The sequence below is a fragment of the Trinickia mobilis genome, from assembly GCF_017315705.1.
Taxonomy (GTDB): Bacteria; Pseudomonadota; Gammaproteobacteria; order Burkholderiales; family Burkholderiaceae; genus Trinickia_A; species Trinickia_A mobilis.
This window is the reverse complement of record NZ_JAFLRF010000004.1, coordinates 73623-86792: the sequence shown is the minus strand read 5'-3', so window position 1 is coordinate 86792 and position 13170 is coordinate 73623. Positions and strand designations below refer to the sequence as shown.

9 protein-coding genes are annotated in these 13170 nt (G+C 66.3%); 4 read left to right on the top strand and 5 right to left on the bottom strand.

The features are described 5' to 3' along the window. Positions 1 to 49: 49 nt before the first annotated feature. Positions 50 to 4525: a DEAD/DEAH box helicase gene (locus J3489_RS07185; protein WP_242539848.1), complete on the bottom strand. Its 4476-nt coding sequence runs from the start codon at positions 4523 to 4525 to the stop codon at positions 50 to 52. A 162-nt stretch (positions 4526 to 4687) separates the two neighbouring features. Next, positions 4688 to 5194: a metal-dependent hydrolase gene (locus tag J3489_RS07180; protein ID WP_206997024.1), complete on the bottom strand. Its 507-nt coding sequence runs from the start codon at positions 5192 to 5194 to the stop codon at positions 4688 to 4690. A gap of 266 nt (positions 5195 to 5460) precedes the next feature. On the opposite strand from J3489_RS07180, the gene J3489_RS07175 reads away from it, so the two are divergent. Then, positions 5461 to 5982, top strand: coding sequence for a hypothetical protein (locus tag J3489_RS07175; RefSeq protein WP_206997023.1), 522 nt, complete (start codon positions 5461 to 5463; stop codon positions 5980 to 5982). Positions 5983 to 6010: 28 nt separating this feature from the next. On the opposite strand, the gene J3489_RS07170 is transcribed toward J3489_RS07175, so the two are convergent. Beyond that, entirely contained in the window at positions 6011 to 6742 is a 732-nt protein-coding gene (locus J3489_RS07170) for a BPSS1780 family membrane protein (protein ID WP_206997022.1), read from the bottom strand. 193 nt (positions 6743 to 6935) lie between these two features. Here J3489_RS07170 and ggt point away from each other — a divergent pair, with 193 nt between their 5' ends. Next, positions 6936 to 8660 (top strand): gamma-glutamyltransferase, encoded by a 1725-nt coding sequence (ggt, locus tag J3489_RS07165; RefSeq protein ID WP_206997021.1) that lies wholly within the window; start codon positions 6936 to 6938, stop codon positions 8658 to 8660. A gap of 78 nt (positions 8661 to 8738) precedes the next feature. On the opposite strand, the gene J3489_RS07160 is transcribed toward ggt, so the two are convergent. Then, a complete protein-coding gene (locus J3489_RS07160) occupies positions 8739 to 9764 on the bottom strand; it encodes a S1C family serine protease (RefSeq protein ID WP_206997020.1) in 1026 nt (341 codons plus the stop codon). A 307-nt stretch (positions 9765 to 10071) separates the two neighbouring features. On the opposite strand from J3489_RS07160, the gene J3489_RS07155 reads away from it, so the two are divergent. Together J3489_RS07155 and ppk2 are read left to right on the top strand one after the other, a co-directional pair. After that, positions 10072 to 10467 (top strand): VOC family protein, encoded by a 396-nt coding sequence (locus J3489_RS07155; RefSeq protein WP_206997019.1) that lies wholly within the window; start codon positions 10072 to 10074, stop codon positions 10465 to 10467. Positions 10468 to 10552: 85 nt separating this feature from the next. Then, a complete protein-coding gene (ppk2, locus tag J3489_RS07150) occupies positions 10553 to 11476 on the top strand; it encodes a polyphosphate kinase 2 (RefSeq protein WP_206997018.1) in 924 nt (307 codons plus the stop codon). Here the strand turns inward: ppk2 and J3489_RS07145 are convergent, their stop codons facing one another. Continuing rightward, on the bottom strand, positions 11477 to 13063 hold the full coding sequence (locus J3489_RS07145) for an inorganic phosphate transporter (protein WP_206997017.1): 1587 nt from the start codon (positions 13061 to 13063) through the stop codon (positions 11477 to 11479). Positions 13064 to 13170 lie beyond the last annotated feature (107 nt).

Genomic DNA, 13170 nt, shown 5'->3' with positions numbered 1-13170 from the left:
ATGTTCGCTTTTCAGCCTCAGACCTCGGAGCGGGACCCGTGACTTGCCGCTAACGTCGCGCCAAGCGCAGCCGCGCGTCTTCTTTCGCGCTCGCATTGAGCTCCGATGCGTACTCGAATTTTCCGGCGATCAGCGTGGCGATCGGCACGCCGTCGCGAAACAGCACACGGTTGCCGGCGAGCGCGGGGATCTTGTCGCCGGGCAGGATCGTGCCGACGAGATTCAGCGGATCGGCGCCGCAAACGCAGATCGTCTGCGCCTGGCCTGCTCCGCTTTGGCGTTGCTTGCGCACCTCGCGCAGCAGCGGGATCGCTTCGGGCAGCGCGAACTGCTCACCCGAAATGCCATTGACGAAGCGTCCGCCGCGCACCTGTCCGCGCGCTTCGAGCCGCTGCAGCACGCGCAGCAAGTCGCGCCATCGCGGCAGCCACGCAGCCTCGCGTTCGAGCAGCAGCCAGCACACGACGCCGTAGCGGCGCAGCAGCGTCATCGCAATGTGTTCGAGGACTTCGGGAGCGGCGCTGCGCGAAGCGGCTGCGGCAGCGCCGGGTGACGCGCCGGCGGTATTCGCGCTCGGGTCCGCCGCGTCTTCTTCGGCGCCCAAGCCGTCACGCGACGGCCGGCGCACGAGCGCCCAGCGGCCCGCATCATCCATTCCGCCGATCAGCGCGCCGCGCAGATGACGGCCGGCGCGGCGGCGCGCGCTATGCCGCGCGGCAGCGGGTGTCAGCAGCGCGCGCAAGCCGGCGAAACTGTCCGCATTCACGCGACCGGCGGCGACCAGCTCGCCAAGCGCAGTTTCGAGCTCGACGCGCAACAGATGCGTGTCGCCGAGCAGCTCGTCGAAGAACATCGCGCCATGCAGCGTGAGCGCGTCGTGAACGCGCTGCGCGCGCGGCGACAGTTCCGGCTCGTTCGACGGATCGCCGAGCGCGTGCCACACCGGCAGTTCGCGGCGCGGCAGCAGCACGATCGGCGTGGTCCGCACGGGCGCGCTGGCGCCGTGCTGCGCGGGGCGCACCGAAAGGCGTCCGCCAAGACGCGTCCACACGACCTTGCCCGAGCGGCACAGCGCGTCGAGTGCCGTGATCGAATAGTCCTTGAGCCGCGCAGGAAGAATCTCTTCCTCCCAAGCGGCCGCGGCCGCCTCGAAGCCTTCGAGCTGATCGGCGACCGCGGCGAGCGCGTCGCGTCCTTCGCCGCGCGTATCGGGCGTCAGATGCTGCCACTGGAACAGGAAGCGCATGAAGTCCGCGCGCTCGACCGGCTCGATCTCGCGCCGCAAGCGCCGCACCGTATAGCGATGAATGCGCGCGAGCAAGTGCCGCTCGCACCACTCCTCTTGCTCGGCGCCGGGGGTAAAGCGTCCGCGCATCACATAGCCTTCGCGTTCGAGCCGCACGAGCGCGGCCGCGACCGTGGAAGCGGGCAGCGCGAGCGCGCGCGCAATCGCGGGCACCGGCAGCGGACCGAAGCCGGTCAGCCTCGCACGCACGATATCGACGACGGCGCCGTCTTCCGTCCACGCACCGGTGAAGCCTTTGGGCGGTGCGAGAGGCGGTTCGAGCGGCGCATCGGGATAGATCGCCCGCAGGCACATTACGCGCTCGGCGGGAAGCCACAGCGCGTCGCTTCGAGCGACTTGCAGCCGCGCGGCGCGCCCTGATGCCGCCAGCGCTTCGAGCCGCGCGAGCCAGCCTTCGTGATTGCGCGCCTCGGCGTCCGTGATGCAAGCGAGGCCCGTGAGCGCCTCGTGCATTTCGTCGTCGCTGCGCACTTGGGGCCACGCTTCCTCGCGCACGCTCGCAATCGCGTCGGCGTCGAGCGCGCCGAGGTCGCCGGCGCTTTCCGGGTCGCTCCAGCGCCGCGACAGCACAGCCTGCGTGCGGCGCTCTTCGAGCGGCGCGTCGTCGAGGAACGCGTACGGTTTCGCGTTCAGGATTTCGGCCGCGAGCGGCGACGGCGCGGGCAGCTCGCGCGTCACCAGCGCGATCTCGCCGCGCTCGATCCGGCGCAGCAGCGCGAGCCATCCGTCGGCGTCCATCGCGTCGTGCAGGCAATCGTCGATCGTTTGATCGACGAGCGGATGCGACGGCAGCTCGCGTTCGCCCACCACGTTCTCGAGGCACGCGACTTGATCGGGGAACACCGACGCCAGCAAGTCTTCGCTCTTCATCCGCTGCAATTGCGGCGCGGTCTTGCGGCCGCCCGTGTAGCGCGGCAGGGCCAGCGACGTCGTCGCATTCCAGCGCCAGCGCACGTTGAAGAGCGGCGCGTCGAGCAGCGCCTGGATCAGGATGTGCTCGGCCGTGTTCGAATGCAGATAGTGCCAGACGTCGTCGAGCGTGAAGCTGTGGCTGCCGGTGAGCGAGAGGACGATCGCGTCTTCGGTCGCCGCCGCTTGCAGCTCGAAGTTGAAGGTGCGGCAGAAGCGCTTTCTGAGCGCCAGGCCCCACGCGCGGTTGATGCGGCTGCCGAACGGCGCGTGGATCACGAGCTGCGTGCCGCCGGATTCGTCGAAGAAGCGCTCCATGACGAGCGTGTCCTGGGTCGGCAGCACCGTGAGCGCGGCGCGCGCCCGCGCGAGGTAGTCGACGATTTGTTGCGCGGCGCTGTCGCTGACGCCGAGTTCGCCGACGAGCCAGGCGATGGCGGGTTCGTGCGTCTGCGCTTGGGCTCGCTGCTTGATCGCCCTCGTACGAACGGGCGCGGCTTCGCCGCCCAGCAATCGATCGAGATTCGCCCGCAACCGCGCCACCGCCGCCGACAACTCGACGCTGCGCCCCGGCGCTTCGCCGAGCCAGAACGGGATGTTCGGCGCCTGGCCTTCCGCATCCGCGACGCGCACGCGCCCCGGCTCCACACGCAGGATGCGATACGACGTGTTGCCCAATTGGAAGACGTCGCCCGCGAGGCTTTCGATCGCGAAGTCTTCGTTGACCGTGCCGATGTTGACGCCTTGCGGCTCCAGCAGCACGGCGTAATCGGCGTTGTCGGGAATCGTGCCGCCCGAGGTGACGGCGGTCAGCTTGCCGCCGCGCCGGCCGCGCAGCATGCCGCTCACGGCGTCGCGATGGAGATACGAGCCGCGCGGCCCGTGCCGGCTCGTATAGCCCTCGGCGAGCATGCGCAACACGGCGTCGTACTGCTCGCGCGTGAGCGCCGCATAGGGCGACGCATGCCGGAAGCAGTCGAACAGCGCGTCTTCGCTCCATTCCTCGCAAGCGACTTCGGCGACGATCTGCTGCGCGAGCACGTCGAGCGGCGCGCGCGGGATCACGAGCGCGTCGAGCTCGCCGCGCTTCACGCAATCGATGAGCGTCGCGCACTCGATCAGATCGTCGCGCGAGGTCGGGAACAGCCGCCCCTTGGGCATGCCGCCGACCTGGTGGCCGGAGCGCCCGACACGCTGCAGGAACGCCGCGATCGCACGCGGCGAGCCGATCTGGCAGACGAGCTCGACATCGCCGATATCGATGCCGAGCTCGAGCGACGCCGTCGCGATCAGCACGCGCAGCTCGCCGCGCTTCAAGCGCTGCTCGGCATCGAGCCGGTGCTCCTTCGCCATGCTGCCGTGGTGCGCGGCGACGGCGAGCTTGCCGAGCCGCTCGGTCAAATGGCGCGCGGCGCGCTCGGCCATGCGCCGCGTGTTGACGAAGACGAGCGTCGTCTTGTGCGCGGCGGCGAGCTCGGCGAGCCGGTCGTAGACGCGCTCCCACACGTCGTTGGCCATCACGGCTTCGAGCGGAACGGGCGGCAGCTCCAAAGCGAGATCGCGCGGCCGGCCGTGGCCGGTATCGACGATCTCGCAAGGCTCCGTCTCGCCGCCCGTGCCGCCGACCAAAAAGCGCGCGACGGCGCCGATCGGCTTTTGCGTCGCCGAGAGCCCGATGCGCGGCAGGCGCCGCTTGGCGAGCGCGTCGAGCCGTTCGAGGGAGAGCGCCAGATGACTGCCGCGCTTGCTGCCCGCCATCGCGTGAATCTCGTCGACGATGACCGTGCGCGTGGTGGCGAGCATGCGGCGCCCCGAATCCGACGACAGCAGCACGTACAGCGATTCGGGCGTCGTCACGAGAATGTGGGGCGCGCGTTTCCTGAGCGCGTTGCGCTCCGCTTGCGTGGTGTCGCCGGTTCGGACCGCGGTGCGGATCTCGACGGCGGGCAGGCCGCGCCGGGCCAGCTCTTGCGCGATGCCGGCAAGGGGCACCTCGAGATTGGCGTGGATGTCGTTCGAGAGCGCCTTCAACGGCGAGACGTAGACGACCATCGTCTCGTCGGGCAGCGCGCCGCCGTTGGCGAGCCCTTCGCGCACGAGTTCGTCGAGCGCGGACAGGAAGGCGGTGAGCGTCTTGCCCGAGCCGGTCGGCGCGGCGACGAGCGTCGAGCGGCCGCGCAGGATGGACGGCCACGCGCGGGCCTGGGCGCGGGTGGGGGCGGAGAACGTCCGCGAGAACCAGGCCGCGACGGCGGGATGGAAATCGGCCAGCGGTTCGGCAGAGGGGGAAGGGCGCGGTTGACTGCTCATTGGCGCGGCGAGAGCGCGCGGCGCGCGCATCTGCGTCGCGCGCCGCGCCCTGTTTTTCGACTGGATAAGCGGAAAGTTTGCCAGAGAGCAGGACGGTGCGCTTGCGGCGGCGCGATGGCACTTGCTGTCGACAGACAGCGAATTCGACAGCGTCGATCGAGGCTACAGTCGCCGCAGAAAATGCGGCACGTCGATGCCGCCCATCCACACGTGACGGCAGACGAAAAACGCAATGCCCCACGCAGCGGCGACGATCAGGAGATCGCAATGTCCGCTGTTCCACCAATTCAGCGAATGTCTGCGCGCGATCCACGGCACGCCGAGCGGATTGGGCCAGTCGGCGAGCAGGTGCATGAGACCGCCGCATGCGAATCCGAATGCAAGCGCCGCCACGTGATGATGCCGAAGGGACAAGTACGACCCGGCCAAGAGCGCGACCCACGCGATGCCCCAATGCGTGAGCGTGCGATGGGTGATCCAAAGCCTTCGGGATTTCGACCACCACGCGAGCTCCAGCCAATCGGGCGCGGTGCCGCCGGCAATGCCCGCGAGGCAGCTCAGCACGCTCCACACGTAGGCGGGACCGCCCGCGCCGGCTCGGGTGACGACGGCCGCGGCGATGACGCCGGCGGCCCATCCGGTTGCGTGGTGTGCTTTGTTGGAGGCCATGATGAAAAGCAGGAGAAACGGACGGCGCGCAGGGACGTGCATGGGCGCGCAGTGACGAACACGGGCGCGTATCTTCGCAGATCGCCGCGCGCGCGTGTACAAGCGTTACACCTCGAAACGGACTGGCTCAGGCGCGGGTCTTCCTGCGCGCCGGTCCTTCTTGGCCGGATGGCATAGGACGCGCAAGCACGCGCACGAACGCGGGTAGAATCCATCGCTCGCGCTTGAAGCGCTCGCAACACCTTTGCACTCGAAACGCCTCCGCCATGACCGAAGTCCCGATGCCATCCTCCGACGACCCGACGCTCGAATCCAACCCGGACGACCAGTCCGACATCCGCGAACCGCGTCTATGGCGCTGCGACGGCTGGACGGCGCGCGTGATCAAGAACGAGGACGACGAAGGCTGGGCCGTCGCAATGATTCAGGACGGGGAGGCGGAGCCCGCGCTCGTCGGCCCGTGGACGATGGGCCGCGACAAGAAGAACCCCAAGCCGCTCGACCAGGCGGCGTTCAATACGCTCGTCAAGACGGCATCCGAAGTGCTGCGCCGCCACGAGCAGCAGTTGCAGGCGATGCTGCACAAGAGCGTGACGGTGTCGGGGGCGTCGGGCGATATCACGGTGACGCTCGACATCGTCCCCGACGAATACGAACCGCACGCGATCCTGGCCGCCGTCGACGAAACCGGGGGCGAGCTCGCGCGAGTCAAGACCGCGCCCAACTTCAAGCTCACGCAGGCGAGCGCGGCCAAGTGGATCGAAAGCGAATTCACGCGCCCGGGCTGAGCAGCGCGACGGCGTCACGCGCCTTCCTTCAGGACGATCGGGACGGCTCAGACGATTCGGGCGATTCGATCGAAAAGAGGTCGCGGCAGGCCGCGACGGTCGACAGATAGATCAGCGGCACGATCACCACCAAGCCGAGCCCGAGCGTGACGATCGACGCAATGGCGAGACCCGCGACGATCAACCCGTAGATCAGCGTGGGCCATACGTTGCGGCATGCGGCGATGAAGCTCTGCTTGAGCGCGTCGATGGGGGCGGCATCGGTCAGCACGATGAGCGGCGGCGCGAGCCATAGCGCCATGGTGCCGCCTACGGCGGCCACGACGTAGACGAGGAGGTAAGCCCACGGCACGTCTTGCCAGACCCCCGAGACCTGATGGCTCGGCACCGTCTTCAGAAGCAGCGAAAAGCCGTCCGACACGCGGCTGCCCGTCAGGTCGCAAACGATCGTAATCAGAAAAGCGAACACGCTGGCGGCGAAGAGCGGCTGGAGCTTGGCCCGCATGCCGTCGGTCACATCGGCGATGCGCACGAGCCCAGTCGTGCGGCAGCGCTCGGCGGCGGCGGCCATGCCGCCCGTCCAAAGCACCGCGAACACGGAGGTCAGGGCGCTTGCATAAGGGATCGAGTCGAGGATCAGGCCGACGACCACGTTGATCACGCCGAGCGCGATCCAGATCCACGGATGCAGCCGGAACAGCGCCCATCCGTCGGCAATCCATTGGGCGCCTTGCCTGGCGGGGACGGTGCGCATGAACATGGGGAGTCGCTCCGCAATGGTATGAGGGTCTGATGCTCGAATGTAACGAGCAGAGGTGGCGCGCGCAAGTGCGCTTGGTGGCCGAACGTTGGTTAGCACTGGTTCGCAAACCATTTACGTCGTGGTATACAGGCGCCGGCAGACTTTCATGTGACCAAAGGAGAATTTTCGTGGGGGACACCAAGTGAATAGCATGGACCGAGTCAAGAAAGCCGTCGCCAGCATGACCGTGGTTGCCTGCGCAAGCATTTCGACGGGCTTCATCGAAAGCGCGCCGGCCTATGCCAAGACGACCGCGGTACAAACGCCGGTGCTGAACGCCTCGGCGATCGCGGTCGCCGACAAATTCAGCGCGGACGCGGCCGGGCAGATCTTCAAGGAAGGCGGCAACGCCGTCGACGCGGCCGTCGCCATCGCGTTCACGCTCGCCGTGACCTATCCCGAGGCGGGCAACATCGGCGGCGGCGGTTTCATGACGCTCTATGTCGACGGCAAGCCTTACTTCATCGATTATCGCGAGAAGGCGCCGCTCGCCGCCACGAAGACCATGTATCTCGACAAGGACGGCAACGTCATCACGGGAATGAGCCTCGTCGGCGCCAAGGCGGTCGGCGTGCCGGGCACCGTGGAGGGCATGTGGGAGGCGCAGCGGCGCTTCGGCAAGCTCAAGTGGAAGCAGGTGCTGGCCCCGGCGATCCAATACGCGACGGGCGGCTTCGAAGTCAGCGAGCAATTGCAGCAGCGCCGCGACGATGCGGCCAAGGACTTCGAGGGCAAGACCGATTTCAACAAGTACTTCGGTTCGATGAAAGCGGGCGAGGTCTTCAAGCAGCCGGCGCTCGCGGCCACGCTCACGCGCATTGCCAACGAAGGCGCGAAGGGTTTCTACACGGGCAAGACCGCGGACCTGATCGCTGCCTCGATGCGTGAGGACCGCGGCCTCATCACGAAGCGCGACTTGCTGGAGTACAAGGCTGTCTGGCGCCAGCCGGTCGAGGCGACTTGGAACGGCTATCGCGTGATCACCGCGCCGCCGCCCAGTTCCGGCGGCATCGGTCTCGTCCAATTGCTGAAGATGAAGGCCGACTTGAAGCCCGACTTCGACGGCGTCGCGCTGAATTCGCCGCAGTACATTCATTTGATGGCGGAGATCGAGAAGCGCGTGTTCGCAGACCGTGCGCAATATCTCGGCGATCCTGACTTCTACAAGGTGCCGATTGCGCAGTTGATCGACGATCCTTATCTCGCCAAGCGTGCGGCCGAAGTGAACCCGACGGCGCCCAGCAACACGAAGGACATGCAGGCGGGCCTCGGCACGTCGATGCCCGAGCGGGCCGAGACCACGCACTTCTCCGTGGTCGACAAGTGGGGCAACGCGGTATCGAACACCTATACGCTCAACGGCTATTTCGGCTCGGGCGTCGTGGTGCCGGGCACAGGAATCGTGCTGAACGACGAGATGGACGACTTCTCGGCGAAGCCGGGCGTGGCGAACATGTTCGGCGTGGTCGGCAGCGATGCGAATGCGATCGAACCGGGCAAGCGTCCGCTCTCTTCGATGACGCCGACGATCCTGACGAGGGACGGCAAGGTCGCGCTCGTGATCGGCACGCCGGGTGGTTCGCGGATCTTCACGTCGATCTTTCAGGTGATCAACAACCTCTACGACTTCAAGATGCCGCTTCACGACGCGGTCGCGGCGATGCGCTTCCATCATCAGTTGCTGCCGGCGAACACGATTTTCTGGGAGCCGTACGCGCCGATCGACGGCGAGCTCGCCAAGCAAGTCGAAGCGAAGGGCTACGCGCTGAAGCCGCAGTCGTTCAATGGCGACATTCAGGCGATCAAGATCAATGGAGATACGCCCGAGCCTGCGGCCGATCCGCGTGGGAGGGGGGTGACGCGGGTGATTCAATAATTTGAGCGGCTGCGCGTGTGGCGAGTCGATTGGCCGCGGGCGTCGTTTCCTATTGTTTCTTTGGCTCTAGCCGGACGGTTACACCTGTTCAACCGGCGTAACCGTCAGCACCAACCGCTGCACCCCCCGCACCGCCGCCACCTCGACCGCCTTCCCGATCCGCGATACATCGAGCACCCGCTGCAACCCATCGATTCCATCGACCGTCACCGAATCGATCGCCACGAGCGTATCCCCCGCGCGCAGCCCGGCCAGCGCAGCCGGGCTTCCTCCCACGACCTCCATCACGCGGACCCCCGTTGCGGCCGGCAGCTCGAAAAACCGCTGCACCTTGCGCGGAATCGGCGTGGTCGTCCCGGCGATGCCGATATATGCACGCCGCACGCGCCCATGCGCGAACAACTGCATGACAACCCACTTGGCCGTATCGATCGCAGTCGCAAACGAAAGCGCCTGCGCGCCCGGAATGATCGCGGTGTTCACCCCGATCACCTGTCCCGCCGAATTGACGAGCGGACCGCCGGAGTTCCCCGGATTGAGCGCCGCATCGGTCTGAATCACGTCGTCGATCATCCGCCCCGAATACGAGCGCAACGATCGCCCCAGCGCCGACACGACCCCGGCGGTCACCGTCTGCGTCAGCCCAAGCGGATTGCCGAGCGCAATCGCAATCTGTCCGACGCGCAGCCGCCCCGATTCGCCGAGTTCGACGTGCGGCAGCGTCTCGGCCGAACCGATGCGCAGCACCGCGAGATCGGTGTTCGGATCGTCGCCGACGACGCTCGCCTCGTACTGCGAGCCGTCGGCGAGCGTCACGCCGATTTGCGCCGCGCCGTGAATCACGTGACTGTTCGTCAGCATGTAGCCGTCGGGCGTAAAGAGGAAGCCGGAGCCGCTGCCGCCGCGCGGCGCGCCACGGGTCGAGCCGCCGCGCGGGTGCCGCTCGACGGCGACGTAGGCAACCGACGGCTGCACGCGCTCGAGCGCGCCGATCACGGTGCGCGAGTAGGCGTCGAGCAGCGCGTCGTCGTCGAGCGGATTCGGTTCGGCCGCGCCCGACGGCGCGCGCGTCAGGTCGTCGACGAATTGCGGGCGGCGTCCCATGATGCCTCCCGCCGGGCCGCCCCAAGGGAGGCATCGGCCCCCTTGGGGGGCAGCGAACGATAGTGAGCGTGGGGGGGACTTCATCTTCGCTCCTGATCTTGAAGAAGAGGCTCGAAGATGCGTGGCGAGCCGCTTGATTTCAAGATGTGCGCCGGAGGCCGGGTATCGAGGCTTCAGCGTGCGCCGGCGCGCACTAGAATCCCGTAAGGAGTCACTGCACGAGGCACGCCGCCGCACCGGCCCCATGCAGAGCGCTGACTCGGGTCCCATGCAACGCTGTTCTACGACACTTACAACGAGCACTGCGATGACAACGAAGCCAAATCCGGAGCCGCCGGAGCCCCGCATCGAATCCTTGAGCGCAATTACGTTGATCACGCGCGACATGGCCGCCGCCGTGCGCTTTTACGAAGCGCTCGGTTTCCGGCGCAAGTACGGCGGGCCGGATGCGCCGTTTACGTCGTATGCATTCGGGCCGTCGTTCCTGAATCTGAGCGCGGAGGCGGGGCGGCCGCCCGGGCCGGGCCCGGGCTGGGGGCGGGCGATCGTCTATGTCTCGGACGTCGACGCGATGTACCGGAAGGCGCTGGCCGCGGGATTGACGCCGGAATTCGCCCCGGCGGACGCGCCGTGGGGCGAGCGCTATTTCCACATCCTCGACCCCGACGGGCACGAACTGAGCTTTGCGATGCCTTTGGGCTAAGCCATTAGCGACAGGTAACACGCGTGACACCGGCGGCTTCGATAATTCATGGTTGCACCACTATTTGCCGTAGAGGAGAAAATCGATGAACGAGAAGGAAACCCAGGCCGACGAGCTCAACGCGGAACGTCAGCGCCGTTTCGAAGAAGACCTGATCGATGCCTACGACGAAGAACTCGAGATGGAGATCGACGACCGCAATCTCGACGGCAATCGGGTGTTCTCGGCGGACGCGCGGGAGGCGCGCAAGGTGTACTTCCGAGAGCTGTTCCGTTTGCAAGGCGAGCTCGTGAAGTTGCAGGACTGGGTGGTCAGCACCGGCCACCGGCTCGTCGTGATCTTCGAAGGCCGCGACGCCGCAGGCAAGGGCGGCGCGATCAAGCGCATCACGCAGCGCCTGAATCCGCGCGTCTGCCGCGTCGCGGCGCTGCCTGCGCCCAACAACCGCGAGCGCACGCAGTGGTACTTTCAGCGCTATGTCGCGCATCTGCCCGCGGGCGGCGAGATCGTGCTGTTCGACCGGAGCTGGTATAACCGCGCGGGCGTCGAGCGCGTGATGAACTTCTGCACCGATGACGAGTACGAAGAGTTCTTCCGCTCGGTTCCGGAGTTCGAAAAGATGCTGTCGAGAAGCGGCATTCAGATCATCAAGTACTGGTTCTCGATCACCGACGAAGAGCAGGAAGTGCGCTTCGAAAGCCGCATCCTCGATCCGCTGAAGCAGTGGAAGCTGAGCCCGATGGACCTCGAAAGCCGGCGCCGCTGGGAGGATTACACCCAGGCGAAGGAAATCATGCTGCAGCGCTCGCATATTCCCGAGGCGCCGTGGTGGGTCGTGCAGGCCGTCGACAAAAAGCGCGCGCGCCTGAACTGCATCCGCCACCTGCTGAGCCAGGTGCCGTATTGTGAGGTCGAGCATCCGTCGGTGACGCTGCCCGCGCGCGTGCATCACCCCGAGTACATCCGCCAGCCGGTGCCCGCCGACATGATCGTGCCGGAAGTGTACTGATCAGAAAAGTTGCCGGAACACCCAGTAAAGCGCGCCGGACAACATGATCGACGCCGGCAGCGTCAGCACCCATGCGAGCACGAGGCTGCGCACCGTGCTCCATTGCAGGCCGGAACCGTTGGCGGCCATCGTGCCCGCCACGCCCGAGGCGAGGACGTGCGTCGTCGAAACCGGCAGGCCCCAAGCATCGGCCATGCCGATTGTCGCCATCGCCACCGCTTCGGCGGAGGCGCCTTGCCCGTAGGTCAAGTGCTGCTTGCCGATCTTTTCGCCGACGGTCACGACGATCCGCTTCCAGCCGACCATCGTGCCCAGGCCGAGCGCAATCGCGACGGCCACTTTCACCCAGGTCGGGATGAACTTGGTCGCGTGGTCGACTTGCTTCTTGTAGTTGTCGATGGCTTTCTTGTCGTCGGGGGCGAACGCGACGGCGTTGGACTTTTCGATCAGCCGGATCGCTTCGGACGTGACGTACATGTTGTTGCGCACATTGTCGACGACCGATTGCGGCACGGCGGCCATCGAGCCCGACTCGCGGACCTGGGAGCCGATCAACTCGGTCAGCTGCTCCAACGCGGGCAGCGTATCGGGCGCCAATCGACGGGTGCGCACGTACGTTTCGACGTCCGCGCGCGGGTCCTGGGACGGCGGGGCGCCGTTCGTATATTTCGCGAACACGGTGGATACATGCTGCGTGACCGCTATGAACGTCTCCGTTTCCGAAGGCGTCACGGCCTTGTTCAGCGCGTAGGCGGTCGGCACGGTCCCGATCAGGATCAGCATGATGAGGCCCATGCCCTTTTGGCCGTCGTTCGAGCCGTGCGCGAACGACACGCCGGTGCAGGTGAGGATCAGGAGCGAGCGAATCCAGAACGGCGGCGGCGTATTCTTCGTCGGTTCCGCATACAGCTTCGGCACGCGCACAACCGCCTTCAGCACGACCAGCAGCAGGCCCGAAAGCAGGAAGCCGACGATCGGCGAGAAGAGCAGCGCCTTGCCGACGCCGAGCGCTTGTCCCCAATCGACGCCGCTCGTGCCCGAAGGTCCATGAATCAGCTGATTCATCAGGCCGACGCCGATGATCGAGCCGACGAGCGTGTGCGAGCTCGACGAAGGCAGCCCGAAGAACCACGTGCCGAGGTTCCAGATGATGGCGGCAATCAGCAGCGCGAACACCATCGCGAAGCCCGCGCTGCTGCCGACCTGCAAGATCAGCTCGACGGGCAGCAGTTGCAGGATGCCGAATGCGACCGCGCCGGTCGACACGAGCACCCCGAGAAAATTCCACGCGCCCGACCAGACCACCGCGAGATGCGGCTCGAGTGAATTGGTGTAGATGACCGTTGCCACCGCGTTGGCCGTATCGTGAAAGCCGTTCACGAATTCGAAGCCGAGCGCGATGACAAGCGCGACGCCGAGCAGCAGGTAGGGTAGTGCGGAGCCTAGTTTGACGGGCTGCAGATCGGACGCGATGTGAGTGGCGACGTAGATGGCGCCGATCGCGATGATTATTAGAAAGATGGCGAAACTGATATTGCGCCCGCGTTCGCTGATCGTGCTCGTCTGAGGGTAGGAGAGGTCTGGCATGGCCGGCTCCGTGATCGCGAGACTTACGATGCTACTGCGCAAGTCTCAAGATAAATGTGAAGGATTTATGTCGCTTTACTTTCAATGATTGGCAATGCGAAATAAAT